We start from the raw sequence: 25,771 nt of genomic DNA on the forward strand, positions 1-25,771 counted from the left end.
CTCTCACGGGACGAATCACCTCTTGCACCTCAGAGCGTGGCGCGCAGTTTCTCCGCCCAGGCGATCGCGTCGCGGACCCCGTCGTCGACCGACCGTTCGGCGTGCCACTGGAGCACCGCCGCAGCGCGGTCCACGATCGCGAATGCACCGGCCTGATCGCCGGGGCGGCGGTCGGTCTCCGTCACCGGAAGCGGCTCGCCCGTCACCCGCTCGAATGCCGCGACGAGTTCGCGCACCGTCACGCCGTCTCCCGTGCCGAGGTTGATCACCTGGTAGGGGTCGTCCGGCGTGGCGACCTCATCGAACTTCTGCACGGCCGCGACATGCGCGAGAGCGAGGTCCCAGACGTGGATGTAGTCGCGAAGACCGGAGCCGTCGCGGGTCGGCCAATCCGTGCCCGTGATGGTGAAGGCCTCCCCCGCCACGCGCGCCTGCATGATCTTTCCCAGCGCGTGCGACGGCGTCGGGTTCTGCAAACCCGTCCGCAGCCGCGGGTCGGCACCGATCGGGTTGAAGTAGCGCAGCGCGATCGCGCGGAAGTCCCCCGCCGTCGCGGCGTCATCGAGGATCTGCTCGACCATCGCCTTGGTCTTGGCGTACGGGCTCGACGGCGCGAGCGCGCCACCCTCGTCCACGCCGTCGCCCGTCTCACCGGCATAGACGGATGCCGAGGAGCTGAACACGATACGCGGGATACCGGCGTCGCGCAGACGCCGCAGCAGCGCGATCGTCTTGCCCACGTTGGCGTCGTAGTACCCGAGCGGGTCGGCAACCGACTCCGGCACCACGATGCGGGCAGCACAGTGGATCACGGCGTCGATGTCCGGATGATCCGCGAGCAGCGCCTCCACCACCGAGCCGTCGGCGATGTCGCCGACGTAGAGGTTGCGGCCCTCGCCGAAGGATCGAAGCCCCGTGGAGAGGTCGTCGAGGATGACGACGTCGATTCCGGCCTCGATGCATGCCGTCGCGACGGTTGAGCCAATGTAGCCGGCACCGCCGGTGATCAGTACCTTCATCGCGGTCAGTCTACCCAGCGCATCCGAGGGGGCACGGGGCGACTCTCCGCAGATGCGAAGGTCATCGACGGTAGGCTACTCACTGCTCGTCGAGTCCCGCACTGTCCTCTGACAGTGGCCTGCGGCACCAACATCGGAGAACCTGCCAGTGGCCCACGTCCTTCAGAACGTCGTCTTCCCACTTGATCGCGACCCCGACCTTCTTCCGCTCTACGCCGACCCGGAGACCTGGTCCGTGATCGAGGACGAACCCGTCCGCGTCTCGAACCGCGCTCACCTCGGGAACATCCTCGGGCGGCATCGCGCCCGGATCGTGGCGGGGCGGCGTGTGTCGATGGGAACGTACTTCAACGCCTTCCCCGCGTCGTACTGGCAGCACTGGACGAGCGTTCGGCAGGTGCAGCTCACGGTGCGCACCACGGGTCCCGCGACGATCCTCGTGTACCGCTCCAACGGTTCCGGCGTCCGCCAGCGCGTGGCCACCCGCGAGGTGACGGGCGAGGCATCGACGTCCTTCGACCTCGAGCTCACACAGTACAGTGACGGCGGCTGGATCTGGTTCGACATCGTGGCCGATGAGAAGCCCGCCGTGCTCGAGGGCGCGGAGTGGACGACCGACCAGGAGCCGAAGCGCACCGGCAAGGCCTCGCTCGGTATCACCACCTACAACAAGCCCGACTACTGCGTCGAGACCCTGCGGGCACTCGCCGCGTCGCCGGACGCTCTGGAGTTCGTGGATCGCATCTTCCTGATCGATCAGGGGACCCAGCTCGTCGCGGATCAGGAGGGCTACGGCGACGTCGCCACGAGCCTCGGCGAGACGCTCCAGGTGATCCGTCAGGACAACCTCGGCGGATCCGGAGGATTCGCTCGGGCCATGCACGAGACGCTCCAGCGTCCGGAGAGCGACTTCGTGCAGCTCCTCGACGACGATGTGCGGCTCGAGCCGGAATCACTGCGCCGCTCCATCGTCTTCGGTCAGTACGCGACGACGCCGGTGCTGGTCGGCGGTCACATGTTCGACCTGCTCGACCGCCCGAAACTGCACGGCTGGGCCGAGGTCGTCGACGAGCATCCGTTCATGTGGCGCAACCTGTATCAGGAGAAGATGCCGCACGACTTCGGCGTCTCGAACCTGCGGCAGTCCACGCTCCTGCACATGCGCATGGACGCCGACTACAACGGTTGGTGGATGTGTCTCATCCCCCTCGATGCGATCCGCAAGGTCGGCCTCTCCCTGCCCGCATTCATCAAGTGGGACGACGCCGAGTTCTGCCTCCGCGCCGGCGAGGCAGGCTTCCCGACCGTGTCCATGCCGGGAGTGGCGCTCTGGCACGTCTCCTGGGTCAACAAGGACGACACGATCGACTGGCAGGCGTACTTCCACGCCCGCAACCGGATCGTGGCGGGGCTCCTGCACTCGAACGCGCCGAGGGGCGGTCGACTGCTCGTCCACAGCCGCCGCGTCGACCTCAAGCACCTCATGATGATGCAGTACTACCCCGTGGCACTGCGTGCACAGGCACTGCGCGATGTCCTGTCCGGACCCGAGCACATGCGTCGCAACCTGGCGACGGCCATGCCCGCCGCCCGTGCCCTCGCCGCCGACTATCCGGAGACGGTCGTGCACCGTGACCCGTCCGCCGTGCTGCACGCGCGTCGCGGCCGCCAGGTGTACAAGCAGCTCCCGAAGAACGACCTGGACAGCCCGAAGGGGATGCGGTTGCGGTTGTTCACCCTCTCCACGCTGACCTCGCACTTCCTCCACCGCCCGAACCCGGCGAACATCGCACAGCCCGAGGTCGAGTTCGGCAAGGAAGACGCGCACTGGTGGCGCGTCCCGGCGTTCGACAGCGCACTGGTGAGTGCCGCCGACGGCTCCGGAAAGAACATCTACACGCGTGATCGCGCGAAGTACCGGCGGATGCTGCGTGACACGGTGCGGCTGCATGCCGAACTCCGCCGTCGCTGGCCGGATCTGCAGAAGCAGTACCGCGAGGCGCTGCCCGATCTCGTCTCACCCCAGTCCTGGCAGCAGATCTTCGAGGAGAAGGCATGACCGCGGCGCCCGCTGCATTCGACCCCACGGCCGCGACGATCGTCATCGTCACCTTCAACCGCTCTCACCTGCTCTCGGGTCTGCTCACGAGCATCACCGCGATGGACCCCAAGCCCGGCCACGTCGTGATCATCGACAACGCCTCGGCAGACGACACCACCGACGTCGTCGAATCGTTCCGCGAGGACATCGGCACCGAGATCGTGTACCGGCGACTCGAGAAGAACACCGGCGGCTCCGGCGGCTTCAGCGAAGGCATGCGCACCGCGTACGAGCTCGGCTCCGAGTGGATCTGGATGATGGACGACGACGTCGAGGTGCTCACCGAGGGGCTCGCGAAGATGGGCGCCTGGAGCAGCCGGTTCAAGAGCATCCAAGGGCGCCGCTTCGACTACGACGGCAGCGAGTTCTACTGGCAGTACCGCATCGCCGAGCGCATGGGCATCCCCATTCCGTTCGCTCCGTCCGGCTTCGACGAGACGGGCTACAAGGAGATGAACAGCGGATGCTTCGAGGGCATGTTCATCCATCGCTCGATCGTGCAGCAGATCGGCTTCCCCGACCCGCGGTTCTTCATCTACTGGGACGACCAGATGTACGGGTGGCTGGCCTCGCGGCTGACGACCGCGGTGATCGTCGACGAGTTCGTGCTGCGCCGCACCCGTGAGATCAAGCAGTGGGACATGGGCATCCGCCACATGAACGCGTCCAGCAATGCGTACCGCTACTACATCATGCGCAACCGCGGATTCATCAAGCAGTACTACCGCGTCCACGGCGTCTACAACCCGGTGCTCTTCGGCCTCGGCACCGCGGCGACGTTCTTCAAGGAACTCATCCGGCTCGTGTTCGTCGAGAGGACCGTGCGCGGCACGAGCAACCTCTTCCGCGGCATCCGCGACGGCGGCAAGGCCGGCCGGGACCGCAGCTGGCAGCCGATGCCTCCTCTGGAGGGGTGACGATGGACGATTCGCAGCCGGAACTGCGCTGGGCACCTCTGCCTCCGCAGCCGAGGCGGACCGGACGGATATGGCTCATCGTCGGCCTCTCGGTCGCCGCTCTCGCGATCGTGGGCCTGCTGCTGTTCTTCCTCCTGCCGCGGGGCGACGCCCCCACCCCGTCGGAGTCCGCATCGCCGACGCCGACGGAGTCGACGACTCCAACTCCGACGACGACGCCGACGCCGACGGCCACGCCGACCGCCACCACCGCCGCTCCCGAGCCGGAGCCGACACCGGCCCTCACGCCTCCCCCGGCGACCGACCCCACCGTCGAGGTGTTCCGCGGACAGGTGAGCGGATGGCTGAACTCCGCACCCCGCGGGCTCGACATCATCGCGGGCGCCAGCGGGCAGGACGCCCTCCCCGTCGTCGACACGCTGCAGCAGGACGCGCAGCGACTGTCGGATGCGCAGGCGCCTTCATCCATCGCCTCGAAGTGGTACGACGGTGTGACGGACTACGCCCAGCGTCTCACGCAGCTCCAGGCGGCGATCACGAACGATTCCGGTGTCCCCGCTGCCGTGGATGCGGCACGGAAGTCCGTCACCGCCCTCCGGAGCCTGGTGGGTCTGTGAGCGGACCGTCGATCAGCTCGTCGAAGCGCTGATCGCTACACCGCGTAGTCGGCGTTGTAGCGGTCCAGCACCTCGGCGATCGGCGCATCCAGCGCCAGCGCGCCCTTGTCGAGGTAGAGTCCGCGGGTGCAGAACCGTCGGAGATCGCGCTCGTTGTGGCTGACGAAGAACAGCGTCCGTCCCTCGGCCAGCAGCTCGTCGATGCGCTTGTAGCACTTGTCGCGGAAGGCCTTGTCGCCGACGGCGAGCACCTCGTCCACCAGCAGGATCGGTTCGTCGAGCTGGGACACGACGGAGAACGCGAGCCGGACCTTCATGCCGTTCGAGAGGTGCTTGTAGGGCGTCTCCTCGAAGCCGGCGAGCTCCGCGAACGCGATGATGTCGTCGTAGCGACGGGATACCTCGTCGCGGGACATCCCGTGCAGGCCGGCCGTCAGCCGCACGTTCTCACGCACGGTGAGGTCGCCCACGAATCCGCCGGTGATCTCGATCAGGGGGGCGACGCCGCCGTTCACGGAGACGGTCCCCTCGTCGGGGAGCAGAACCTTGGCGACCAGGCGGAGCAGCGTGGATTTGCCCTGCCCGTTACGTCCCACCACGCCGATCGATTCCCCCGGTTGCACAGTGAAGGACACATCACGGAGCGCCCAGAACTCACCGGGACGCGAACGTCGCGAGGAACCGGAGAAGAGGTCCTTGAAACTGCGTCGGCCCCTCCGGTTCCGGCGGAACCGGACTCCGAGACCCTGCACTTCGATCGCCGCCGACATCACAGCTCCTTCAGCACAGGTCGTTCGAGGCTCCGGAAGGTCCACACACCGAGAGCGAGGATGACGATGCACATCACGGCACTGATGACCACCGGCACGGTCTGCCACAGGTCGGGGAAGAAACCGACCCGGTAGAGCGTGAAGATGCCCGCGAGCGGGTTGAACGCCCCGATGGTGTCGAAGGGCGCCGGGAGATCACGGAAGCTGTAGATGACGGGCGACGCGTAGAACAGGGCGCGGAGAATCAGCGCGGTGGTGCGCTCGAGATCCGAGTACAGCACGCAGAGCGGGGCGACCAGGAGCCCGAGTCCGACCAGCAGCATGATCTGCAGGAGTACCGCGACCGGGAACCAGAGCAGCATCCAGTTCACATGAGCGCCGCTGAACACGGCGAAGAGGACGAGCACCGGAATCGAGAGCAGGAACTCGATCCCCTTGCTGAGCACGATGCGGTTCACCCAGATCGAGCGCGGGATCGCCGTGGACCGCACGAGCCGCGCGTCCTTCTTGAACGCCCGGGTGAAGTCGGACACCGAGGTGTTGAACCACACCCAGGGCAGCAACGCGACGATGAGGAAGACGATGTACGGATCTTCGCCGACGCTCCTGTTGAAGACCTGCGTGAAGACGAACCAGTAGATCGCGCTCATGACGAGCGGATCGAGGATCGACCACAGGTAGCCGAGGGAGCTCGTCGCGTACCGGACCTTCAGGTCGCGGGCGGACAGCAGCCACAACGAATGCAGATAGCGCCGGGGCGTCCCGGGCGCCCCGACAGCAGCGTGACTCACGATGTCGAGTCTAGGAGAGAGTGTTGTTCCAGAGCGACAGCGCCGAGCCGATGGCCATGTGCATGTCGAGGTACTGGTACGTACCGAGCCGGCCGCCGAAATGGACCGCCTTCTCCCCCTTGGCGAGTTCGCGGTAGGCCAGCAGCCCTTCCCGGTCGGCCGGGGTGTTCACCGGGTAGTACGGCTCGTCCTCGCGCTCGGCGAAACGCGAGAACTCGCGCATGATCACCGTCTTGTCCTGCGCGTAGACGTCCTTGCGCTCCGGGTGGAAGTGCTTGAACTCGTGGATGCGGGTGTACGGCACATCCATGTCCGGGTAGTTCATGACGCTCGTACCCTGGAAGTCGCCCACGTTCAGCACTTCCTGCTCGAAGTCGAGCGTCCGCCAGCTCAGCGCCCCCTCGGTGTAGTCGAAGTAGCGGTCGACCGGTCCGGTGTAGACGACCGGGAGCTGACCGACGGTCGCCTTCTTGCTGAGCGGCTGCGCGTCGTCGAAGTAGTCGACGCCGAGCTTGACCTCGATGTTGGGGTGGTCCGCCATGCGCTCCAGCCACGCGGTGTAGCCGTCGGTGGGAAGGCCCTCCCAGGTGTCGTTGAAGTAGCGGTTGTCGTACGTGTAGCGCACGGGAAGGCGGCTGATGATGTCGCCCGAGAGCTTCTGCGGATCGGTCTGCCACTGCTTCGCGGTGTAGTCGCGGAAGAAGGCCTCGAAAAGGGGGCGCCCGACGAGGGCGATGCCCTTCTCCTCGAAGTTCGCGGCCGTCTTGGCATCGAACTCGCCCGCCTGCTCCTTGACCAGTGCACGCGCCTGGTCGGGCGTGTACGCCGACTGGAAGAACTGATTGATCGTGCCGAGGTTCACCGGCATCGGGAAGACCGTGCCCTTGTGCGTCGTGTAGACGCGGTGGACGTAGTTCGTGAAGCTGGTGAAGCGGTTGACGTACTCCCACACCGTCGCGTTCGAGGTGTGGAAGAGGTGCGCACCGTAGCGGTGGACCTCGATGCCGGTCTCGGGCTCCGCCTCGCTGTAGGCGTTGCCGCCGATGTGAGGGCGGCGGTCGATGACGGTTACCTTGCGGCCGGCTTCAGCGGCGCGCTCAGCGATGGTGAGGCCGAAGAAACCCGACCCGACGACGAGAAGATCCATGCACCAATCGTATCGGCGGCGACTGCCCGAACCTGCGCGTGTCGTCTGAGAGACTGGAACCATGCCGAATCGAGTCGGCGGTGCCGTGCGCCGCATCTGGAGCCACAGCGCGGTTCGCTACCTCGTCATCGGCGGATTCTGCTTCCTGGTCGATGCCGGATTGCTCTGGATCGCTCACGACCTCCTCGGCGTGCCGCTCGCCATCGCCACCCCCGTCGCCTTCCTCGCTTCGTTCGCCGTCACCTACACGCTGCAGCGGGTCGTCGCGTTCGCCTCCGATTCGAAGGTCGTGCCCAGCGTCGCCCGCTACACCGCGCTGGTGATCTTCAACACGATCGCGACGACGGCGATCGTGTGGTTCGTCGACTCGCTCGGTGGCGGATGGTTCGTCGGCAAGGTGCTCGCCGTGATCGCGACCACCGTCTGGAACTACTTCGCCTATCGTTACTGGGTGTTCACCAATCCACCGGCTCGGAGTTCGGATGTATAAGAATGCGGTCATCGCGGCCGTCGTCCCCGCGTACAAAGAAGAGAAGATGATCGCGAAGGTCATCCAGACGATGCCGGACTACGTCGATCACATCGTGATCGTCGACGACTGCAGCCCGGACGGGACCAGCGACGTCGTCCGCAGCATCGAGGATCCCCGCGTGACGCTGATCCGTCATGAGGAGAACCAGGGCGTCGGCGGTGCGATCATCACCGCGCACCGGACCGCGATGGACCTGGGCGCGGATGTCAACGTCGTGATGGCGGGCGATGCGCAGATGGACCCCGATTACCTGCCCACACTGCTGGACAAGGTCACGGACGGCGGCTTCGGGTTCGCCAAGGCCAACCGCTTCTACTCCCCCCGAGTCGTTCCGCGGCATGCCGGGGTATCGAGTGTTCGGCAACGTCGTGCTCTCCTTCTTCACGAAGCTGGCTTCCGGCTACTGGAACCTCTTCGATCCGCAGAACGGGTACACGGCGATCCGCACCGAGGCTCTCGCACGGGTGCCGCTCGAGCGCGTCGCGAAACGCTACAGCTTCGAGAACGATCTGCTCATCCACCTGAACATCCTCCAGGTTCCGGCGACCGACGTGCCCATTCCCGCGGTGTACGGCGACGAGGTCTCCAGCATCCGCTTGAGCAAGGTCGTCCCCGAGCTTCTGCACCGGTTGACGGTCGGCTACTGGTCGCGGATCTGGTACCGCTACGTGCTGTGGTCCTTCTCCCCCATCGCGCTTCTGCTGTTCATGGGCCTGCTGCTTTTCGTCGTCGGGCTCGGCATCGCCGTCTGGGTGATGTTCCAGATCGCGAGCTCGGTCGTGGCGACCGCAGCCACGGTCATGCTCGCGGCGCTCCCGCTCATGATCGGGACGCAGATGCTGATCAGCGCGCTGCAGCTCGACATCCAGGCGACGCCCTCGACGCCGACGTACTCGCCGTTCGACGCCAGGGTATGAAAGAGCGGGCGGCCGACAGATGCCGGCCGCCCGCTCTTCCTCACAGCGCTAGGCCGCCGTGCCGACCACGATGCGGGGAGTGCCCGTCCATCGCTCAGCGTCGGTGGCCGCGCGACCGTCGACGAGCAGCTTGACTCCGGGCAGCTGTGCGGGAGCGAGCTCGCGGTAGTCGGCGTGGTCGGTCTGCAGGATCGCGAGGTCGACCTCTTCACCGATCTCGTAGGGCTCGAAGCCGAGGCCGCGCAGTTCTTCGTCGGTGTAGAGCGGGTCGTGCACCCGCACCTCGGCGCCACGATCCCGTAGCGCCTTGACCGTGGGGAAGACTCCCGAGAAGGCCGTCTCCTTGACGCCTCCGCGGTAGGCCGCGCCCAGGACCACCGCGCGCTGACCGGAGAGCGACCCGAGGATCCCCTCCGCCTGTGCCACGAGACGCTCCGGCATCGACGCGTTGAGCTGACGGGCGACCCGCACGATGTCCGCGTCGGGATCGGTCGCCAGGTAGAGCCGCGGGTAGACGGGGATGCAGTGTCCGCCGACGGCGATGCCGGGCCGGTGGATGTGGCTGTACGGCTGGGAGTTGCAGGCTTCGATGACCTTGTAGACGTCGATGCCGTGGGATGCCGCGAAGAGGCCGAACTGGTTGGCCAGGCCGATGTTCACGTCACGGTAGGTGGTCTCGGCGAGCTTCGCCATCTCGGAGGCCTCGGTGCTCCCGAGGTCCCAGACGCCATTGGGGCGGGGCAGGTCGGTGCGTTCGTCGAACTGGAGGACGGCCTCGTAGAACTCGCGCGCACGGCGGTTTCCCTCGGCGGAGAGGGCGCCGATGAGCTTCGGGTACTTGCGGAGGTCTTCGAAGACGCGCCCGGTGAGCACACGCTCCGGCGAGTAGGCGAGGAAGAAGTCCTCGCCCTCCGTGAGGCCCGATCCCTCTTCCAGCATCGGCTTCCAGCGGTTGCGCGTCGTCCCCACGGGCAGCGTGGTCTCGTAGGACACGAGGGTTCCCGGGGTGAGGTGCTCGGCGAGCGACGCGGTCGCCGCGTCCATGTACTTGAAGTCCGGCTCCCAGGTCTCGTCGTTCACGAAGACCGGCGCCACCAGCACGACGGCATCCGCGCCGGGAATCGCCTCGGCGTAGTCGGTCGTCGCACGCAGACGACCGGCGGGGATGAGCTCGGCGAGTCTCTCCTGGAGGTGCGCCTCGCCGGGGAAGGGCTCGCGCCCGGCGTTGATGGTGTCGACGGCCTTCTGGTTGACGTCGACTCCGATGACGTCATGGCCGGATGAGGCGAACTGGACGGCGAGGGGAAGCCCGATCTTTCCGAGGGCCACGACGGCGATACGCATGGGGTCCAGTCTACGGGGCGGCAGAGGTCCCAGAGCGCTCGGCGACCGCGGTCAGAAGATGCGCCCGATCACCGGCACACGACGCAACGGCACGACCAGCGCGAACGACAGCACGACCACGATGAGCCACACCAGAACGGCCGACACGACGGACGTGGTCGCGGCATCGGCGAACCAGGGCACGGACCGCACGGCGATCAGGAGCGCGAAATGCACGAGGTAGACCCCGAAGGTCGCCTCCGACAGGGTCCGGATGACCCGCCCCGTACCGGCGCCGACGTCACCGGAGAAGAGGCTGTTGACGAAGACGAAGAGGGTGACGGCGATCACGACCGTGACGGGGCCGAGATAGCTCTGCGGAAGCAGCGCTGCGAGCAGCGACGCGGGGTCGACGGCACCCGCCTGAAGGATCGTCCACCCGATCGCCACTGCCGCGATCGCGCCGCACGCCCACAGGCGCGCACCGGTCAGACGGAGATCACGCAGCGCGTATCCGGCCACGAAGTAGCCGACGTAGGGCAGCCACTGCGTGAGTGCGCTCAGGATGATCGGCGAGGGGCTCCCTGCCCACGCCAGCAGTGCCGATGTCGAGTACGTCGCGACAGTGACCAGGATGAGGACCCCTGCGAACATGAGCGCCCGCCGGCGGCCGCCGTCTCTGAGAAACGGGCGCAGAACCGGCGCGATGGCGTAGAGACCGACGATGAGCCAGAGGAAGTAGAGGTGTGTGTAGGGCTGTCCGCGCAGGACGAGCGCGAGCATCGTCGCCGCGCTCTCGTCGAGCCCGCTCATCCACTGCCGCACGACGATCAGGTAGAAGACCTGCCAGAAGATGAAGGCCGGCGCGAGGCGGACCAGACGCTGACGGTAGAACGCGGTGGGACCGGCGGCATGCGGCCGCGCATCGAGTAGCAGGGCGCCGCTGATCATGACGAAGACCGGGACCGCCCAGATGAATCCGGCGTTCAGCGCGACCGCCACCCACCACGAGCGCGAGCCCTCCAGCTCGGGAGACGAGCGCAGAGCTCCGAAGGTGTGGATGCTGACCACGCCGATGATCGCCACGATGCGAAGGATGTCGAGTCCCCAGCGTCGGTGAGTGAGAGTACCTGGAAGCGATGTCACCCCCGTACGCTATCCCGTCCACGACGCGCGCATCGAAACCGCCGAGCCGCCACCGCGAAACCTCCGTGCTAGCGTGATATCGCCATGGCACACTCTCCCGCGCGCACCTGGTTTCTGCGCCACCGCAGCACGCTCCTCCTGTGGACGATCCTCGCATCGACGTTCCTCCTCACGTACGCCACGTATGTGCGGTGGTACCGGATGTTCTATCCGGACTCGCGCTACTACCTCGCCATGGCGTACCTCTTCCTCGGGAACGACCCCGAGACGGCGCGGCAGCTCACCGTGGACTACGCGGGCCCGCGCAACATCGACGTCCCTCCCGTGGAGGATCTGTTCGGATGGGGCCTGGTGCAGCCGCGCGTGGTGCTCCCGACCCTCAGCGCCCCGTTCATCGCACTCTTCGGTCCGGCCGGCCTCGCCGTCATCCCCCTGTTGGCGACGGCCGCACTCATGGTCATCGCGGTGATCATGCTCCGTCGTCGCTTCGGCACCCTCGTCGCGCTTCTCATCGGCCTGCTCCTGAACACGTCGATGTTCCTCGTCTCCATCGGAACCGGGATGCTCACCGAGGGCCTCTCGGCGCTCTTCACCGCCGTCGCACTGCTGCTCGCGTGGCGTTGGCTGGAGAAGCCCCGACCCTGGATGTTGATCGCGATCGGCGCGGTCACGGTGCTCTCGGCCTTCACCCGCCAGGCGACCCTGATCATGGCCGGGGCTTTCATCGCCGCGTGGGTCATCGGCTCACTGATCGAGCGTCGCAACAGCCGCATGATGCTCCCCGCGATCATCGTGGGCGCGGCGACGATCGGCTGCCAAGTCCTGCAAACGCTCATCTTCCCCTCGTTCTCGCAGCTGGACCAGTTCCTCATGCAGGCCGGCGCGAGCTCGCTGGGCGAAGCCCTCCTCAACGTTCCGCGCATGGCATTCGACATCGTCAGAGCTGATGTCGTGACGATGCTGCGCGGCGATCGTTCGTTGCTCGTGCTGATCTGCCTCGCGGTCGCGGGCATGATCATCTTCTGGCGACGCGTGGAGTCGCACCTGCTGCTCGGCGCCATCGCCGCCACGGCGATCTACAACATCACGAACGGCACGCCGACGCAGTTCCGGTACGCGACTCCCGGGCTGATCTTCTGGCTTCTCGCCGCCGGGATGCTCGTCAGCGCGACCGTGACCTGGGTGCAGCGATCGCGGACCAATCCGACCGGCCTTCCGGGCGCGCCCGACGATTCCGAGCCGGAGGCGTCCGAGTCGGAAGGGGCGGCCGAGCCTGACCGCAGGCCTCAGCCGGACGACGGGCCTCAGCCGGCGGACAGCACCTCGACGACGCGTCGCGCCGCGGAGCCCTCTCCGTAGGGAGCCTCGTCGGTCGGCGACGGGGCAGGACGTGCGACGGTCTCGGCCAGTACCGAGGGATCCGAGACCAGGGCGTTCCAGCCGAGCTGCACGGTTTCGACCCACTCGGTCTCGGTGCGCACGGTCGTGCACGGCACGCGCAGCAGGAAAGCCTCCTTCTGCAGTCCACCCGAATCGGTGACGACGTGTCCGCTGCTGAGCACCGCGGCGATGAGGTCCCGGTACGCGAGCGGACGGTGCACCCGCAGGTTGCCCTGCTCGAGGTCGATGTCGGCTTCTGCTGCCTTGGCCACCAGCCGCGGGTGCGCGAGCAGGACCGTGGGAGTGGCGAGCGCTCCCAGAGCCTCGATGATCTGCGCGAGACGTACCGGATCGTCGGTGTTCTCCGCACGGTGGATGGTCGCGACCTGGAATTCGCCGGGCGTGAGTCCCAGCTCGTCGATGAGCACGGAGGGCTCGCCCGAGAGCTCGTCCCTGGTCGAGTAGAGGACGTCCGTCATCACATCGCCGACCAGGACCGAACGGGCCTTGAGGCCCTCGTCGGCGAGGTGCGCCATGGCGACCTCGGTCGGCGCGAGCAGGATGTCCGCCGCGTGGTCGGTGAGAACACGGTTGTGCTCCTCGGGCATGCGACGGTTGAACGATCGCAACCCGGCCTCGAGATGCGCGACGGGTATGTGCATCTTGACGGCGCTCAACGCGGCCGCCACCGTCGAGTTCGTATCACCGTAGACCAGCACCCAATCCGGTGCATGGGCGTCGAAGACGGCATCGAGCTGTCCCAGCATCGCCCCGGTCTGCACACCGTGACTCCCCGAGCCGACACCGAGGTGCACGTCGGGACTCGAGATGCCGAGCTCGGAGAAGAAGATGTCCGAGAGCATCGGATCGTAGTGCTGACCGGTGTGCACGATGACGTGTTCCACTCCGGCCTCACGCGCGGCGCGGTCGATGGGGGCGAGCTTGACGAACTGCGGGCGGGCGCCGACGACGCTGAGGATCTTCACCCTACGATCCTATGCGGCGCGCGCCGCCCGTCGCGCCCGGCGCTGTGCGAGGAGCGAGGCCGAGAGGAAACGCAGCGGAGCGTCGCGGTCGAGGGTGCGGTGCAGCGACGGCGTGAGCATCGCGCGGGGCTGCGCGTACCGCCGTCGCCGTTCGACGAGAGCGGCGACGTCTTCGACCGCGGCTCGCGCCCGCAGCCGATCGATGAGTTCGACGTCGAGACGCGAGAGCGAGCGCAGCGCCGACGGCGCCGACCTGAGCAGCGTCTCCAGTGCGTTCGCCGCATCGCTCACGACGGTGGCGTCCAGCTCGCGTCGGCCGAGCGCCCCGAGCACGTGCACGCGGATGAGTTTTCGGACCACAGCCGCCCGAGCCGCCTCGCCGAGAGCGCCCCACATGTCCTCGGCGACGAGCAGCGGCGCGAAGGCGAGTTCGGTCGCGAGCGTTCGAGCGGATTCGGTGACACGGTCTACGGCATCGTCGCCGACGAGATAGGCGTCACCATCGCCCGCGGCGACCACCTTGCGAGCACCGAACCACAACCGGAGGCTCGGTGCGATGTCCTCCCCCGTCTCCAATCCCTCCACCGGGCGTGCCTGTTGGCGGAGGTCGGCCGAGAAGAGGCCCATCGTGCTCGTGCGGTAGCTCAGACGATCACGCACGGGGTCCAGCACGACGCGACCGGGACGGCGCGGCGGCGTGGGAAACCCCTCCCCGACGGCGGGGAGCAGCATCGCCGGCAGGACGGCATCCGCCCCTCGTGTCTCGGCGCGGCGGACCCAGCCGTCCAGAGCGCCCGGGCTGAGTCGATCATCAGAGTCGATCTTCGTGAACCACGGAGCGGTCACCCGGTCGAGGGCGAAGTTCATCGGTCCGGCCGGCGACGGGATCCCGTCACGGAACCCGACGACGTCGACCCTGGCGTCCTCGGCGTACGGCCCGAGCGCCGCGCGGATGCGCTGCTCCTCGATGTTGTGCGCCACGACGAGAAGTCGCACCGGCACGTTCGTGTGCTCGAGGACGCTCCGCGCCAGTCGGCGTACCGGCCGCGACTCGGAGTGCACGGGGACGAGCACATCGACCTGTGCGGACGTGACCATCGTCATCGGCCCGCAATCGTGTCGATGGCGCTCTTCCACACCGGCATCTGCGCTTCGGCGGACAGTTCGCGTGCCGCGTCCGCGGCCGCCGCCTTGAATCCGTCGACGCGCTCCGGGGTGAGGGCATCGAGCGCACGTGCCACGGCGTCGGCCGAGAAGTCATCGGCGACGACTCCCAGTCCGTGGCGCGTGAGCGTGGCGGACATCTCCGGCGACGGTCCGATCACGAGCCCGAGTCGCGCCTGCACGTACTCGAAGAACTTGTTCGGCATCGCATACGCGTTGTTGTAGTTGGTGGGCGCGAGGATGTGGATGCCGACGTCGTAGCCGGCGAGGGTGTCGATCAACGAGTCGAAAGGTACCGGCTCATGCATGCGGACCGCCGGCACCCGTGCTGCCGCTGCCCGGAGCTCCTCCAGGTACGCCGGATCATTCGGTGGGAGATACAGGTCGAGGGTGACATCGGCCGAGGTCCGCTCCATCGCCTCGATGAGCGTGCCGAGTCCGCGATTGCGCAACGCCGCACCGGCGTGGACGACCCGGATCGGTGACGACGTCGGGTGAGGTTCGCGCTCCGAGTAGGCGGGCGCGTTCATCACGAGCTTCGTGTCGAAGCCGAACTCGCGTCGATAGCGGGCGGCGATGGCACGGCCGACGGTCGTGGTGGAGGATGCTCGCGAGACGAACTTCCGCAGCTGCCAGCGCAGAAACGGAGCGACGAAGAGCCGGAAGGTCAATTTCTCCGTGTGCAACGTGGGCGCATACTCGTGCAGATCGACGTGGAACCCCTTGGACGGCTCGAGCTCGGCGGCCACACCGGCGGACTCCACCTCATTGGCGAGGATCACGTCGAATCGATGGCCGCCGAGATGCTCGCGCGCCCACGCCAGCGCCCGGTTTCCCCAGTACGCGCGGCGGTACTGTCGGGCGATCATCGCCACGCGGGGATAGCGCCAGACCGCGAGCTCTTCGGGGATCTCGAAGTGCTCGACGCTTCCCTCCGGCTTCGGCCCGTAGCCGCAGGTGACGATCTCCCAGTCGTCTCGGAACAGCTCGATCTGACGCCGCACTCGCGGGTCCGACTCGATTCGGGAGAACGAGAGGACGAGCAGCTTCATCTTTGTCTCTTCCTGTCCAGCGCCGTCTCGTAGACGGCATCGAAGGCGGCACTGCGCGCGTCGTCCGAGAAACGGAACTCCGCGCTGCGGCGGATCTCTTCGCGGTCTCGATCCAGAACGTCTTCGACGGCGGCCGCCCACTCCGTCGCGTCCGTCGTACCGACCAGTGCCCCGTCTTCGGGGCGGACGTACTCGGTGTGGCCGCCGTCATCGCCCACGACCACCGGAAGTCCATGACGGAGCGCTTCCGCGATCGCCACCCCGAAGGTCTCCCCTTCCGTGGGAAGGAGGAAGACACGAGCCGAGCCGAGCAGGCGTGAGATCTCGGCGGGGTCTACGTTGCCCCGCAGCTCCACCCTGTCCCGCACCCCGAGTTCGGCGGCCCGGGCGAGCACGCGATCGCGCTCGGGGCCGTCGCCTGCCCAGATGAGACGAGGATCCCGCCCCCGTGCCACCAGCGCCGCGACGGTTTCGACGGCGAGCACGGGGCGCTTCCGGCCGATGAGTCCGCCGACGCCGACCATGAGGAGGTCCGTGACGTCGCGTGGCGGTTCGATCGGCGCAGCCACGGCGTTCGGCACGACGACCGTCGGGCCGGTGCGCGTGCGGCGTACGGCGACGGCGAGCTGCTCGCTGACGGCGACCACCACGGCAGGGTACTCGAGCAGTCGCGCCATCCAGCCCCCGACCACGCGCACCGGGAGAGGCGCGGTACGCGGGCTGAGCAGGCCGGACCAGTGCTCCGTGTGAACCCAGGGAACAGACAGCCCCCGTGGCACGGCAGGCAAGGCGGAGATCGCATGACTGTGCACGATGTCGACACCGGCGGCACGTTCACGGATGGCTCGACGCGCGCGACGAATCCCCCGGAGCGACGCCGCCGCATACGGGATGCGCTCGACGGCCGCGCCGTCGAGCGGCAGATCGGACGACGTGCTCAGATGCAGCACCGACACCTCGTGGGACCGCCGGAGAGTCTCGACGTCGCGTTGCACGAACACGCCGGTCTGCGGATTGTCGACGGTGGGGTACCACGGGGTGACGATGAGGATCCGCATCTCAGCTTCTCTCGCGCCCGGCGATCGCGTCGAGGTTGCGCCGCCAGACCTGGACCTGTTCCTGCGCACCCAACGCGTGGGCGCTCGCGTGCGCGCGCTCCTTGTATCCGCGAACGTCCTCGACGGTCAGCGCATCGATCGTGCGTGTGAGGTCTGCCGCACCGAAGCCATCGGCGACCGCGCCGAAGCCGTACCGCTCCACGTACTCGCGCATCTCGGGCGAGGGACCGATCAGAACGCCGAGACGCGCCTGCACGTAGTCGAAGAGCTTGTTCGGCAGGGCCCACGTGTTGTTGAAGTTCGTCGGCGGAAGCAGATGGATGCCGACGTCGTAGGCATTGATCGTGCGGATCAGGTCCGCGTACGGCACGGGGTCGAGGATCCTCACCCGCGTGCTGCCGGCCGTGAGGGCGCGCAGCTCCTCGAGGTAATCCGGGTGGTTGGGGGTCAGGTACAGATCCAAGGTCGCGTCCGCGCGCGACGCCTCGACTGCCTGGATCATCTCGTCGAGGTTGCGGTTGCGCAGGCACGCGCCGCTGTGCACCAGGCGCAAGGGCGCCTCGACCGGAGTCGGAGTCAGGTCCGCGAAGGGGGCGGCGTTCGTGACGAGCTCCGGCCGGAAACCGAACTCCTTCTCGTACTCGCGGATCAGGCCGTTGCTCACGGTCGTCCAGCTCGCGGCCTTCGACACATACGTCCGGCAGATCCACTCGTGATACGGCTTGATGCGCCGAGCCCATGCCGCGTGCTCCTCGTTCAGACGCGGGGTGTACTCGTGGAGATCGGCATGGATACCGAGGCGTGGCCGGAGCCACTGCGCGACACCGACCGCTTCGGGTTCGTTCGCGAGGATGATGTCGTACTCACCGCGGGGCAGATGCTCGCGGACCCACTTGACCGCCGAGATGCGCCAGTAGACGGCGCGGTAGGCGTGGAGCGTGATCAGACGCCCGTTGTAGTCCTGGTAGTCGGCAGACCGCGGCACCTCCCAGTGGGCGGCCACCCCCTCGGGTGCGGGACCGTATCCGACCGTGGTGAGTTCGAAGTCGTCGCGGAAGGCGACGACCTGCTTGAGCACTCGCGCGTCGGAGACGATCGGCGAGAACGAGATCAGCAGCAGGCGCGGCTTAGTCATCCGACGGGTCTTTCGTCAGACCGGCCAGCGCGGCCTGATGGGCGAACTCGGGCTCCTGCGCGATGACCTCGGCGAAGGTGCCGCGAGCGCGGACCTCTCCTTCGCGCAGGAACCACACCTGATCCGAATGCCGGATCGTCGACAGCCGGTGCGCGACCGAGATCACGGTGATCTCTGCGCCGAGCGCATCGATGGAGGCCGTCACCGCGGCTTCCGTGCGCGTGTCGAGGGCGCTCGTGGCCTCGTCGAGGACGAGCACCAGCGGCTCCGCGTAGAGGGCGCGCGCAATGCCGAGACGCTGGCGCTGGCCACCGGAGAGCTGCAGCCCTCGGTCGCCCACGCGTCCGTGGATGCCGTCCGCTCTGGCTTCGACGACGTCGAGCAGCTGCGCCTTGCGCAACGCTTCGCGCACGCGGGTCTCGTCGAAGTCATCCGTCCAGGTCAGGGCGACGTTCTGTGCGATCGTGGCGTCGAAGAGCGCCACGTCCTGCGGGACGTATCCCACGCGCCCGCGCCACGCAGCCATGACATCGGTGAGGTCCTGGTCCCCCAGCGCGATGTGTCCTGCCGTCGGGGTGAGGAGTCCGAGAAGCAGATCGACGAGTGTCGACTTCCCGGCCCCGGAGGCCCCGACGATCCCGACCCTGGTGCCGAACGGAATCGATCCGGTCACGTCGGCGAGGGCCGGCCGGGGCGCGTTGGGGAAGGTGAACCCCACCCCGTGGAAGTTCAGCTCGGTCGGAGTCCCGACGATGGGGTCGTGCCCGATGTGCTCGGAATTGTCGCGGTAGCGCCGCGACGACTCGATGTCGCGCAGCACGGCCTCCACATGGGGGATGTTGGCGGTCATCATCGAGACGAGCGACTGGAATCCGGTCAGCGAGGGGACGAGACGGAACCCGGCGACGCCGAAGAGGGCGATGGCCGAGACGGCGGCCTCGAATCCCGAGAAGAGCATCGCCGCACCGCCCACGAGCAGGAAGCCACCGACGATTCCCGCGTCCAGGACGAAGCGCGGCACCGAGGAGAGGAAGTTCAGATTCGCCCGTGCCTTGGCCGACACGCTGCGATCCGCCTGCACTACACGGGCGACCTCATCAGACTTGTTGCGCAGCGTGATCTCCTTGAGGGCGGACACCATGTCCGTCATCAGCGCGGCCACCCGGAAAGAGTAGTCGCGGTTCACCCGCCCGGCGGTGACGGTGCGGCGTGAGAGCACCACGTACAGGAGCAGGGCGATGAGTCCGAGATAGCAGACGGTCACGAGCGCGGTCAGCGGCTGCATGATCACGATGACCACCACCACGAGAAGCGATGTCGTGAGCAACGCGGGCAGACTCATGAACGGCAGCAGGAAGCCCGACGTGACGTTGGCAATCCCGACATCCGCGAGACGGACGAGATGCGTCGTGTTCCGCTGGAGCCTGTCGATCCACGGTGCGTGGATGTAGCTCTGGAAGAGCTGGTCGCCGATCTCGAGCTCGAAACTGGCGAGCCGTCTGGTCGCGAACCACTGCATGATCAGCGACGCCGTCGACTTCAGGATGATGAGCCCGGAGACGAACACGATGATCCAGATGTAGCCGTCGGGGCCGATCGCCCCGACCACCGGCAGCTGCACCGGCGACCCGGCGAGCATCGACGACAGGGAAACGGCCAGGATCATGAGTGCTGCCACATCCAGCGCGGCGAGCAGCGCGGAGAGCAGCACGAAGGTGTTGATGTAGCGACGAGCCGATTCGGGGAGATTCGGCATGATGTCGCGATAGGTGGAGAAGATCGCTTTCATAGGACTTCCTCGCTCCAGGGAGCGGTCACGCCGAGGAAACCGGCGAGAGCGAGCGCCGAGCGCCGCCCGTCATGGACTCGGCGCACGAACGCGGGGCCTTGAGCTGCGAGCGTGCGGAAACTCTCGGGATCCGCGCAGATCTCGCGCAGAGCATCTTCCAGCGTGTCGGGGTTCGCGAAGACGCACGGCGGAAGCGCACCGGCTTCCTCCGCCTCGCCGACAGCCAGATCGGTGAGGTACGTGACGACGACGCGCCCGGCGGCCATGGCCTCCACGGCGGCGACGCCGTAGTTACCCATGCGCAAAGCGTCGATGACGATGTCCGCTGAGCGGTACAGATCAGGCATCTCGTCCGCCGGCACCGCGTGCGCCTCCCGGTACTCGATCAGTCCTTCGGCCTCGAGACGCGCGGCTGCTTCGCGCACGGCCGTCGTGCCTTTGACGATTCCGCTGCTGGGCACATGCATGACGACCGGCTTCGCCCGGGTCAGCGGAGGCTCGGTGCTGGCCCAGCGATCGGGATCGACCACGACCGGGAGCCAGCGGGCCGGAGGCAGGTGTCGCGCGAGGGTGGCCGTCGAGTAGAACGTCGGGAGGGCCAGTGACGACGCGAGTGCGCTGCGGACCTGCGCGCTCTGTTCCAGCAAGGGCGTCTGGTCCCACTCGTCACCGTGGAAGGGCGAGTAGGGGTTGTCGGACCGATGCACGCTCGGAACCCGCACGTCCGTGCCGTGGGCGATCAGCCCCACCTGCAGGCCGGCATCCTTCATCGCGGCGACCTCCTTCCGGACATCGCCGTCGAAGAGTTCACCGAAGATCGGGCGGACCGCCTCCACGAGTACATGGGAGAAGCCGCGCACGACAGCGTCGAACTGCGCACGCTGCCACCGGCGGCTTTTCAGGAACACGGCCGTGGGCAGTGCGTAGTCGGCGGGGAAGCCGAAGTCGCCCGTCGGATTGCGATACTGCATGTTCACAGCGCCCACCCCGGGGAGGAGCTCGGCGGCTCGCGCCCACCGGAACGCCTGCCCCGCGAAGTTCACCGGCGCGATGTACAGCCGGACGTCGCCGTCCGGCGCGACCACAGGCGCGGGGACGTCGGAGGCGTCGAAACCGTAGCGAGAACCGGCGATACGGAGCCGGACCCCTTCCGGAAGCGCGTCGAGGACACGGCCGGCGCTCCGACGCACGAAGGAACCGCTCATCGTGCCACCGAGTCGGAAGGCGTCTGGCCACACGGCATGGTTCGCCGACTCACAGCCTCACGGAGTCGCCGTCGCGCGCCGACTCGAGTGCGGCTTCGACGACCACCAGTGTGCGAAGGCCCTGCTCCATGGTGACGACGTCAGTCCGCTGGCCGAGGACGGCATCGCGGAACGCCTCGTGCTCGACGCGCAGCGGCTCCCGCTTCGCGAAGGCGAAACGGGTGACGTCCCCTTCGGAGACACCGCGGAACGAAGAGACGGACTCCCATTCCAGCGGAATCGTCCCGTTCGCGTAGAAAGTCAGGTCGCCGGTGGAGGTGTCGGCGAGGAACGCGCCCTTCTCTCCCGTCACGACCGTCAGCCGCTCCTTCATGGGGCTCAGCCAGTTCACGATGTTGTTGACGATGACGCCCGACGTCGTGCGTCCCGTGATGGTGATCATGTCCTCGTGCTCGCGGCCGCTCTTGAACGCCGTCTGCGCGAAGATGCGCTCGTAATCGCTCTGCACGACCCACGCCGTGAGGTCGACGTCGTGCGATGCCAGGTCCTTGGCGACCCCGACGTCGGCGATGCGCGAGGGGAACGGCCCCTGCCGGCGCGTGACGACCTGATACACGGCTCCGAGTTCGCCGGCTTCGATGCGGCGTCGCAGTTCCTGGACCGCGGGGTTGAAACGCTCTATGTGACCGACGGCTCCCACCAGACCGGCCGACGCGAATGCGTCGACCATGCGCTGGCCGGCCTCGACGCTGTGCGCGATCGGCTTCTCCACCAGGGTGTGCACACCCGCGGCTGCGAGCTTCAGGGCTGCGTCCTCATGGAATCGCGTCGGGACCGCGACCACGGCGATGTCGATGCCCGTGGCGATCAGTGCTTCGATGTCGGGGAGGATCTGGAGATCACCGGCGACGCCGTGAGGGTCGCCCCCGGGATCGGCGATCGCCACCAGTTCGACGCCGTCGATCTCCCGGAGGACGCGTGCATGATGACGCCCCATCATCCCCACGCCGAGCAGGCCTGCGCGCAGAGTCATCAGGCACCCGCCTTCGCGATCGCGTTGACGGCCGCGACGATGCGTTCGAGATCATCCTGGGTCAGGGACGGGTGGACGGGCAGAGAGGCCACCTCGCGGGCGGCGCGCTCGGTCTCCGGCAGGTCGAGACCCGGGGCGAAGTGCGTCAGAGACGGCAGTCGGTGGTTCGGGATCGGGTAGTACACCCCGGCGCCGACGTTGTACTCGTTCTTGAGTGCGGCGACGAAGCCGTCGCGGTCCTCGGGTACGCGGATCGTGTACTGGTGGTAGACGTGCACGGCGCCGTCCGCGACCGGAGGCACGACGACGCCCTCGAGATTGGCGTCGAGGAATGCGGCGTTGGCCTGCCGGGTCTTCGTCCAGGCATCGACCTTGGTGAGCTGCACGCGTCCGATCGCAGCGTGGATGTCCGTCATACGGGCGTTGAAGCCGATGACCTCGTTCTCGTACTGACGCTCCATGCCCTGGTTGCGCAGGAGCTTGACCTGGCGGGCGAGCTCGTCGGTCGCCGTGGTGACCATGCCCCCCTCGCCGCTCGTCATGTTCTTCGTAGGGTAGAGGCTGAACATCGCGAAGTCGCCGAACGAGCCGACCGGGCGTCCGTCGAGCGAGGCGCCGTGAGCCTGCGCCGCGTCCTCGTACAGCGCGACCCCGCGGTCAGCGGCGAGGGCCTCCAGCTCCCGCATGCGGGCCGGGTGGCCGTACAGGTGCACGGGGAGGATGCCTTTGGTCTTCGGCGTGATCGCGGCCGCGACCGCCTCGGGGTCGAGCGAGAACGTGTCGGGCTCGATGTCGACGAAGACCGGCGTACCTCCGGTGAGGGCGACGGAGTTCCCCGTGGCCGCGAAGGTGAACGACGGCACGATGACCTCGTCACCGGCACCGACGCCGGCCGCGAGCAGGCCGAGGTGCAGGCCCGCGGTGCCGGAGTTCACCGCGACGGAGGGGCGCCCGGGCACGAAATGCGCCGAGAACTCCTGCTCGAACGCGGCGACCTCGGGGCCCTGAGCGACCATGCCGCTGCGCAGGACGCGGTCGACGGCCTCCCGCTCTTCGTCGCCGATGATGGGCTTCGCGGGGGGAATGAACTCGCTCACACGGTCTCCTTGCTCAATGTGCCTTCTGATTCGATGTATCTGTCGCCGGTGCTCGGGCAGACCCAGATGTCCGCGTCGTCGGCGGGCTTCAGCGGGATCCCCGCTTCGCCGACCCATCCGATGCGCCGCGCCGGCACGCCGACGACGAGCGCGTATGCCGGGACATCCTTGACGACCACCGCACCGGCGGCGACCGTCGCCCAGGCGCCGATCGTCACCGGAGCGACGCACGTCGCTCGGGCGCCGATGGACGCACCCTTCTCGATGGTCACGCCGACCGGCTCCCAGTCGTGGGCGCTCTTGATCGACCCGTCGGGGTTGATCGCCCGGGGGTAGGTGTCGTTGGTGAGCACCACGGCGGGCCCGACGAACACGCCGTCGCCGAGCTTCGCGGGTTCGTAGACGAGGGCGTAATTCTGCACCTTGCAGTTGTCGCCCATCTCGACGCCGGTGCCGATGTAGGCGCCGCGTCCGACGATGCAGTTCTCCCCCATCCGGACGCCCTCGCGCACCTGCGCAAGGTGCCAGACGGCGGAGCCGTCGCCGATGACGGCGTCAGGGGACACATCTGCGGATTCGACGATCCGCACGCGAGAGGTTTCAGTCACGGGGGCTCCTAGCACGCCGCCGAGAACTGGCAGCACTGACGAGATTCTACTTGGCGCTGCGCCGCGAACCTCGACGCGCGCCGCGAACGACGTCCGCGGCCCGCGCGCCCACTGTGCGTAACGACGCGTTGTCGACGGCCCAGGCGACACGCGCCGGCCTCGCGCGCTCGGTGGTTCCGTCCGTCCACTCGGCGAGCAGTCGCCGCATCGCGGAGGCGACATCGCGAGCGTCGAAGCCGACTGCTTCGCCGAGACCGCCGGCGCGCACGACCTCTCCGCCGGTTTCCGCGCCGGCGAAGAGGACGGGCGTGCCGACCGCGGCGGCCGCATACGTCTTGGTCGGCCGGGCGAAGTCGTAGCCGATGCCGGGCACGATGCTCACGAGCGCCGCCACCGCCCCTCTGAGCCACGAGGCGGATTCCCCGGGTCCGACGAGTCCGCCGAAATGCACCCGGCCCGGCGCGACCTCCTCCGCGAGCACCTTGAGTTCGGGTTCCACGGACCCCTGCCCGAAGAACCGGATGTGGACGTCGGCCTCGGTGATCTCCGCCAGCGCACGGATGAACACCTCGGGCTGCTGCCACTCCGACATGGTCCCCGTGTAGACGAAATACGGGACCTCCACCGACGGGACCGATACGTCGGGGGAGAACAGATCGGTGTCGATGCCATTGCCGACACTGATGACCCTCTCGGGATGGCCGCCGATGTCTCCCAGTCGTTCCGCGACCTCCGGCGACACGGCGATGGCCGACGCAGCGCGTCGCAGGACGAAGCTCTCGACGGCGCGCATGACCGCGATCACCGGTCGAGGCGCCTCCATGGACGCCACCGCGTCGGTCCAGACATCGCCTGGGTAGTACACCAGGACGCGTCCGGTGAGGAGTGAGACAAGCGCGGCGACGAGTCCGGTCGTGGGCGGTGCCTCCGCGACGATCACATCTGCGCGATGCCGCAGCAGACGGAAGAACAACGGAATGTCGAAGGAGAGGTACTGCACATACCCGCGGATGGCTCCGGTCCGATCACGAAGGACCCTGGCTCGCCGAACGGTGACGCCCGGCTCGTCGGAGATCGTCATCCCCTGGGGAGGCCGCGTCGTGAGCACCACGACGTCGGACTCGGGTGCGAGAGCCCGGACGAGTGCGTCCATCCGGAAGCTGGCGGCTGTGACTTCCGGCGTGTACAGCCGCGTCGCGACGACGACCCGTCTTCTCCTCGGCATCCTGCCCCTGTAGCTCGGTTGATGAAGGTCCGTTCGGACACCTGACACAATAGAACCATGTCCTCGAGCGTCCCCGCGCCTCCCTCCCCCGACCGCAGCGCCTGGGTCGTCATCCCCCTCTACAACGAGGCGAGCGTGATCGGCGGCGTGGTGGAGAGCCTGAAGCCGTTCTTCGCGCACATCGTCTGCGTCGACGACGGCTCTCGTGACGGATCCGCCCGCGAGGCGGCGAAAGCGGGCGCCATGCTCGTGCAGCATCCGGTCAACCTGGGCCAGGGCGCGGCGCTGCAGACCGGATTCGACTTCGCACTCGCGCATCCCGAGTGCGAGTACATCGTCACCTTCGACGCCGACGGCCAGCACCGCATCGAGGATGCCATCGGCATGCTGCAGCTCGCACGCGACGAAGATGTCGCCATCGTGTTCGGATCCCGATTCCTCGACGACCGCACGAATCCCGGCTGGATCAAGAAGGTGATCCTCAAGACGGCCGTGTGGGTCACCAACCTCACCACCAGCCTCAAGCTCACCGACGCCCACAACGGACTCCGCGTCATCCGACGCGACGCCGCAGCGGCGATCGACCTCCGGCAGGACCGGATGGCGCATGCCACCGAGATCGTGCTGGAACTCGGCCGGACCCATCTCTCCTGGAAGGAGTATCCGGTGGAGCTCCTGTACACGGACTATTCGAAGGCGAAGGGCCAGAGCGTGCTCAACTCCGTCAACATCCTCGTCGACCTGGTGGTGAGGTAGCCC

General features: G+C 67.5%; 24 protein-coding genes and 1 pseudogene. 8 read left to right on the top strand and 17 right to left on the bottom strand.

Going from position 1 to position 25,771, the window contains the following annotated elements:
* Positions 1-29 precede the first annotated feature (29 nt).
* Positions 30-1,019 (bottom strand): UDP-glucose 4-epimerase GalE, encoded by a 990-nt coding sequence (gene galE / locus ACCO44_RS15075; RefSeq protein WP_029261986.1) that lies wholly within the window; start codon positions 1,017-1,019, stop codon positions 30-32.
* A 148-nt stretch (positions 1,020-1,167) separates the two neighbouring features.
* On the opposite strand from galE, the gene ACCO44_RS15080 reads away from it, so the two are divergent.
* The 3 genes from ACCO44_RS15080 to ACCO44_RS15090 are packed head-to-tail and all read left to right on the top strand — an operon-like array spanning position 1,168 to position 4,654.
* Positions 1,168-3,078 carry a glycosyltransferase gene (locus ACCO44_RS15080; RefSeq protein WP_372467172.1) on the top strand — a complete coding sequence of 637 codons (1,911 nt, stop codon included), beginning with the start codon at positions 1,168-1,170 and terminating at the stop codon, positions 3,076-3,078.
* Positions 3,075-4,037, top strand: coding sequence for a glycosyltransferase (locus tag ACCO44_RS15085; protein WP_372467174.1), 963 nt, complete (start codon positions 3,075-3,077; stop codon positions 4,035-4,037). The genes ACCO44_RS15080 and ACCO44_RS15085 overlap by 4 nt, the downstream gene beginning before the upstream one ends.
* A 2-nt stretch (positions 4,038-4,039) precedes the next feature.
* A complete protein-coding gene (locus ACCO44_RS15090) occupies positions 4,040-4,654 on the top strand; it encodes a hypothetical protein (RefSeq protein WP_372467176.1) in 615 nt (204 codons plus the stop codon).
* Positions 4,655-4,689: 35 nt separating this feature from the next.
* Here ACCO44_RS15090 and ACCO44_RS15095 read toward each other — a convergent pair whose 3' ends face one another.
* Genes ACCO44_RS15095 through glf form a run of 3 tightly spaced genes read right to left on the bottom strand, consistent with a single transcriptional unit; the run spans position 4,690 to position 7,362 of the window.
* The gene (locus ACCO44_RS15095; protein ID WP_029261990.1) at positions 4,690-5,424 is read right to left on the bottom strand and encodes an ABC transporter ATP-binding protein; all 735 of its coding nucleotides are present in this window, start codon (positions 5,422-5,424) and stop codon (positions 4,690-4,692) included.
* Positions 5,424-6,215 carry an ABC transporter permease gene (locus tag ACCO44_RS15100; RefSeq protein ID WP_372467178.1) on the bottom strand — a complete coding sequence of 264 codons (792 nt, stop codon included), beginning with the start codon at positions 6,213-6,215 and terminating at the stop codon, positions 5,424-5,426. The genes ACCO44_RS15095 and ACCO44_RS15100 overlap by 1 nt, the downstream gene beginning before the upstream one ends.
* 10 nt (positions 6,216-6,225) lie before the next feature.
* Complete coding sequence (gene glf / locus ACCO44_RS15105; protein WP_029261992.1) at positions 6,226-7,362, bottom strand: UDP-galactopyranose mutase; 1,137 nt, start codon at positions 7,360-7,362, stop codon at positions 6,226-6,228.
* A gap of 61 nt (positions 7,363-7,423) precedes the next feature.
* Here glf and ACCO44_RS15110 point away from each other — a divergent pair, with 61 nt between their 5' ends.
* From ACCO44_RS15110 to ACCO44_RS15120, 3 genes and pseudogenes are all read left to right on the top strand, one after another.
* Positions 7,424-7,852: a GtrA family protein gene (locus ACCO44_RS15110; protein ID WP_372467181.1), complete on the top strand. Its 429-nt coding sequence runs from the start codon at positions 7,424-7,426 to the stop codon at positions 7,850-7,852.
* Between the two features lie 70 nt (positions 7,853-7,922).
* Positions 7,923-8,162, top strand: a pseudogene (locus ACCO44_RS15115) (glycosyltransferase); the annotation flags it as partial.
* Positions 8,163-8,232: 70 nt separating this feature from the next.
* Positions 8,233-8,811 (top strand): hypothetical protein, encoded by a 579-nt coding sequence (locus ACCO44_RS15120; protein WP_372469456.1) that lies wholly within the window; start codon positions 8,233-8,235, stop codon positions 8,809-8,811.
* 48 nt (positions 8,812-8,859) lie between these two features.
* Here ACCO44_RS15120 and ACCO44_RS15125 read toward each other — a convergent pair whose 3' ends face one another.
* On the bottom strand, positions 8,860-10,155 hold the full coding sequence (locus ACCO44_RS15125; protein WP_029261995.1) for a nucleotide sugar dehydrogenase: 1,296 nt from the start codon (positions 10,153-10,155) through the stop codon (positions 8,860-8,862).
* Positions 10,156-10,206: 51 nt separating this feature from the next.
* The gene (locus ACCO44_RS15130; protein WP_372467183.1) at positions 10,207-11,280 is read right to left on the bottom strand and encodes an acyltransferase; all 1,074 of its coding nucleotides are present in this window, start codon (positions 11,278-11,280) and stop codon (positions 10,207-10,209) included.
* An 84-nt stretch (positions 11,281-11,364) separates the two neighbouring features.
* On the opposite strand from ACCO44_RS15130, the gene ACCO44_RS15135 reads away from it, so the two are divergent.
* Positions 11,365-12,639, top strand: a complete 1,275-nt coding sequence (locus ACCO44_RS15135) for an ArnT family glycosyltransferase (protein WP_372467184.1) — start codon at positions 11,365-11,367, stop codon at positions 12,637-12,639.
* Here the strand turns inward: ACCO44_RS15135 and wecB are convergent.
* The 11 genes from wecB to ACCO44_RS15190 are packed head-to-tail and all read right to left on the bottom strand — an operon-like array spanning position 12,585 to position 25,012.
* Entirely contained in the window at positions 12,585-13,646 is a 1,062-nt protein-coding gene (gene wecB / locus ACCO44_RS15140; RefSeq protein ID WP_372467185.1) for a non-hydrolyzing UDP-N-acetylglucosamine 2-epimerase, read from the bottom strand. The two genes, ACCO44_RS15135 and wecB, sit on opposite strands and share 55 nt — an antisense overlap.
* Positions 13,647-13,655: 9 nt before the next feature.
* Positions 13,656-14,750, bottom strand: coding sequence for a glycosyltransferase family A protein (locus ACCO44_RS15145; RefSeq protein WP_372467187.1), 1,095 nt, complete (start codon positions 14,748-14,750; stop codon positions 13,656-13,658).
* Positions 14,747-15,862 carry a glycosyltransferase family 1 protein gene (locus ACCO44_RS15150; RefSeq protein ID WP_372467188.1) on the bottom strand — a complete coding sequence of 372 codons (1,116 nt, stop codon included), beginning with the start codon at positions 15,860-15,862 and terminating at the stop codon, positions 14,747-14,749. The genes ACCO44_RS15145 and ACCO44_RS15150 overlap by 4 nt, the downstream gene beginning before the upstream one ends.
* Complete coding sequence (locus ACCO44_RS15155; protein ID WP_372467189.1) at positions 15,859-16,920, bottom strand: glycosyltransferase family 4 protein; 1,062 nt, start codon at positions 16,918-16,920, stop codon at positions 15,859-15,861. Before ACCO44_RS15155 ends, ACCO44_RS15150 begins: the two co-directional genes overlap by 4 nt.
* A gap of 1 nt (position 16,921) precedes the next feature.
* Positions 16,922-18,055 carry a hypothetical protein gene (locus ACCO44_RS15160; RefSeq protein WP_029262002.1) on the bottom strand — a complete coding sequence of 378 codons (1,134 nt, stop codon included), beginning with the start codon at positions 18,053-18,055 and terminating at the stop codon, positions 16,922-16,924.
* Entirely contained in the window at positions 18,048-19,844 is a 1,797-nt protein-coding gene (locus ACCO44_RS15165) for an ABC transporter ATP-binding protein (RefSeq protein ID WP_372467191.1), read from the bottom strand. The genes ACCO44_RS15160 and ACCO44_RS15165 overlap by 8 nt, the downstream gene beginning before the upstream one ends.
* Positions 19,841-21,049: a glycosyltransferase gene (locus ACCO44_RS15170; protein ID WP_372467193.1), complete on the bottom strand. Its 1,209-nt coding sequence runs from the start codon at positions 21,047-21,049 to the stop codon at positions 19,841-19,843. The genes ACCO44_RS15165 and ACCO44_RS15170 overlap by 4 nt, the downstream gene beginning before the upstream one ends.
* A 49-nt stretch (positions 21,050-21,098) precedes the next feature.
* Entirely contained in the window at positions 21,099-22,085 is a 987-nt protein-coding gene (locus tag ACCO44_RS15175; RefSeq protein WP_197021044.1) for a Gfo/Idh/MocA family protein, read from the bottom strand.
* On the bottom strand, positions 22,082-23,179 hold the full coding sequence (locus ACCO44_RS15180; protein ID WP_372467195.1) for a DegT/DnrJ/EryC1/StrS family aminotransferase: 1,098 nt from the start codon (positions 23,177-23,179) through the stop codon (positions 22,082-22,084). The genes ACCO44_RS15175 and ACCO44_RS15180 overlap by 4 nt, the downstream gene beginning before the upstream one ends.
* Entirely contained in the window at positions 23,176-23,787 is a 612-nt protein-coding gene (locus ACCO44_RS15185) for a DapH/DapD/GlmU-related protein (RefSeq protein WP_372467197.1), read from the bottom strand. Before ACCO44_RS15185 ends, ACCO44_RS15180 begins: the two co-directional genes overlap by 4 nt.
* Positions 23,788-23,833: 46 nt before the next feature.
* Positions 23,834-25,012, bottom strand: a complete 1,179-nt coding sequence (locus ACCO44_RS15190; protein ID WP_372467199.1) for a glycosyltransferase — start codon at positions 25,010-25,012, stop codon at positions 23,834-23,836.
* Positions 25,013-25,069: 57 nt separating this feature from the next.
* Here ACCO44_RS15190 and ACCO44_RS15195 point away from each other — a divergent pair, with 57 nt between their 5' ends.
* The gene (locus ACCO44_RS15195; RefSeq protein WP_029262009.1) at positions 25,070-25,768 is read left to right on the top strand and encodes a glycosyltransferase family 2 protein; all 699 of its coding nucleotides are present in this window, start codon (positions 25,070-25,072) and stop codon (positions 25,766-25,768) included.
* Positions 25,769-25,771: the final 3 nt, after the last annotated feature.

Origin of the sequence: Microbacterium maritypicum, assembly GCF_041529975.1 — a bacterium.
GTDB lineage: Bacteria > Actinomycetota > Actinomycetes > Actinomycetales > Microbacteriaceae > Microbacterium.

Excerpts from the sequence above, each read along its gene's own strand:
- galE (WP_029261986.1), bottom strand. The coding sequence starts at position 1,019 with ATGAAGGTACTGATCACCGGCGGTGCCGGCTACATTGGCTCAACCGTC.
- ACCO44_RS15085 (WP_372467174.1), top strand. The coding sequence starts at position 3,075 with ATGACCGCGGCGCCCGCTGCATTCGACCCCACGGCCGCGACGATCGTC.
- ACCO44_RS15090 (WP_372467176.1), top strand. The coding sequence starts at position 4,040 with ATGGACGATTCGCAGCCGGAACTGCGCTGGGCACCTCTGCCTCCGCAG.
- ACCO44_RS15095 (WP_029261990.1), bottom strand. The coding sequence starts at position 5,424 with ATGTCGGCGGCGATCGAAGTGCAGGGTCTCGGAGTCCGGTTCCGCCGG.
- glf (WP_029261992.1), bottom strand. The coding sequence starts at position 7,362 with ATGGATCTTCTCGTCGTCGGGTCGGGTTTCTTCGGCCTCACCATCGCT.
- ACCO44_RS15110 (WP_372467181.1), top strand. The coding sequence starts at position 7,424 with ATGCCGAATCGAGTCGGCGGTGCCGTGCGCCGCATCTGGAGCCACAGC.
- ACCO44_RS15120 (WP_372469456.1), top strand. The coding sequence starts at position 8,233 with ATGCCGGGGTATCGAGTGTTCGGCAACGTCGTGCTCTCCTTCTTCACG.
- ACCO44_RS15125 (WP_029261995.1), bottom strand. The coding sequence starts at position 10,155 with ATGCGTATCGCCGTCGTGGCCCTCGGAAAGATCGGGCTTCCCCTCGCC.
- ACCO44_RS15135 (WP_372467184.1), top strand. The coding sequence starts at position 11,365 with ATGGCACACTCTCCCGCGCGCACCTGGTTTCTGCGCCACCGCAGCACG.
- ACCO44_RS15145 (WP_372467187.1), bottom strand. The coding sequence starts at position 14,750 with ATGACGATGGTCACGTCCGCACAGGTCGATGTGCTCGTCCCCGTGCAC.
- ACCO44_RS15150 (WP_372467188.1), bottom strand. The coding sequence starts at position 15,862 with ATGAAGCTGCTCGTCCTCTCGTTCTCCCGAATCGAGTCGGACCCGCGA.
- ACCO44_RS15155 (WP_372467189.1), bottom strand. The coding sequence starts at position 16,920 with ATGCGGATCCTCATCGTCACCCCGTGGTACCCCACCGTCGACAATCCG.
- ACCO44_RS15160 (WP_029262002.1), bottom strand. The coding sequence starts at position 18,055 with ATGACTAAGCCGCGCCTGCTGCTGATCTCGTTCTCGCCGATCGTCTCC.
- ACCO44_RS15165 (WP_372467191.1), bottom strand. The coding sequence starts at position 19,844 with ATGAAAGCGATCTTCTCCACCTATCGCGACATCATGCCGAATCTCCCC.
- ACCO44_RS15170 (WP_372467193.1), bottom strand. The coding sequence starts at position 21,049 with ATGAGCGGTTCCTTCGTGCGTCGGAGCGCCGGCCGTGTCCTCGACGCG.
- ACCO44_RS15190 (WP_372467199.1), bottom strand. The coding sequence starts at position 25,012 with ATGCCGAGGAGAAGACGGGTCGTCGTCGCGACGCGGCTGTACACGCCG.
- ACCO44_RS15195 (WP_029262009.1), top strand. The coding sequence starts at position 25,070 with ATGTCCTCGAGCGTCCCCGCGCCTCCCTCCCCCGACCGCAGCGCCTGG.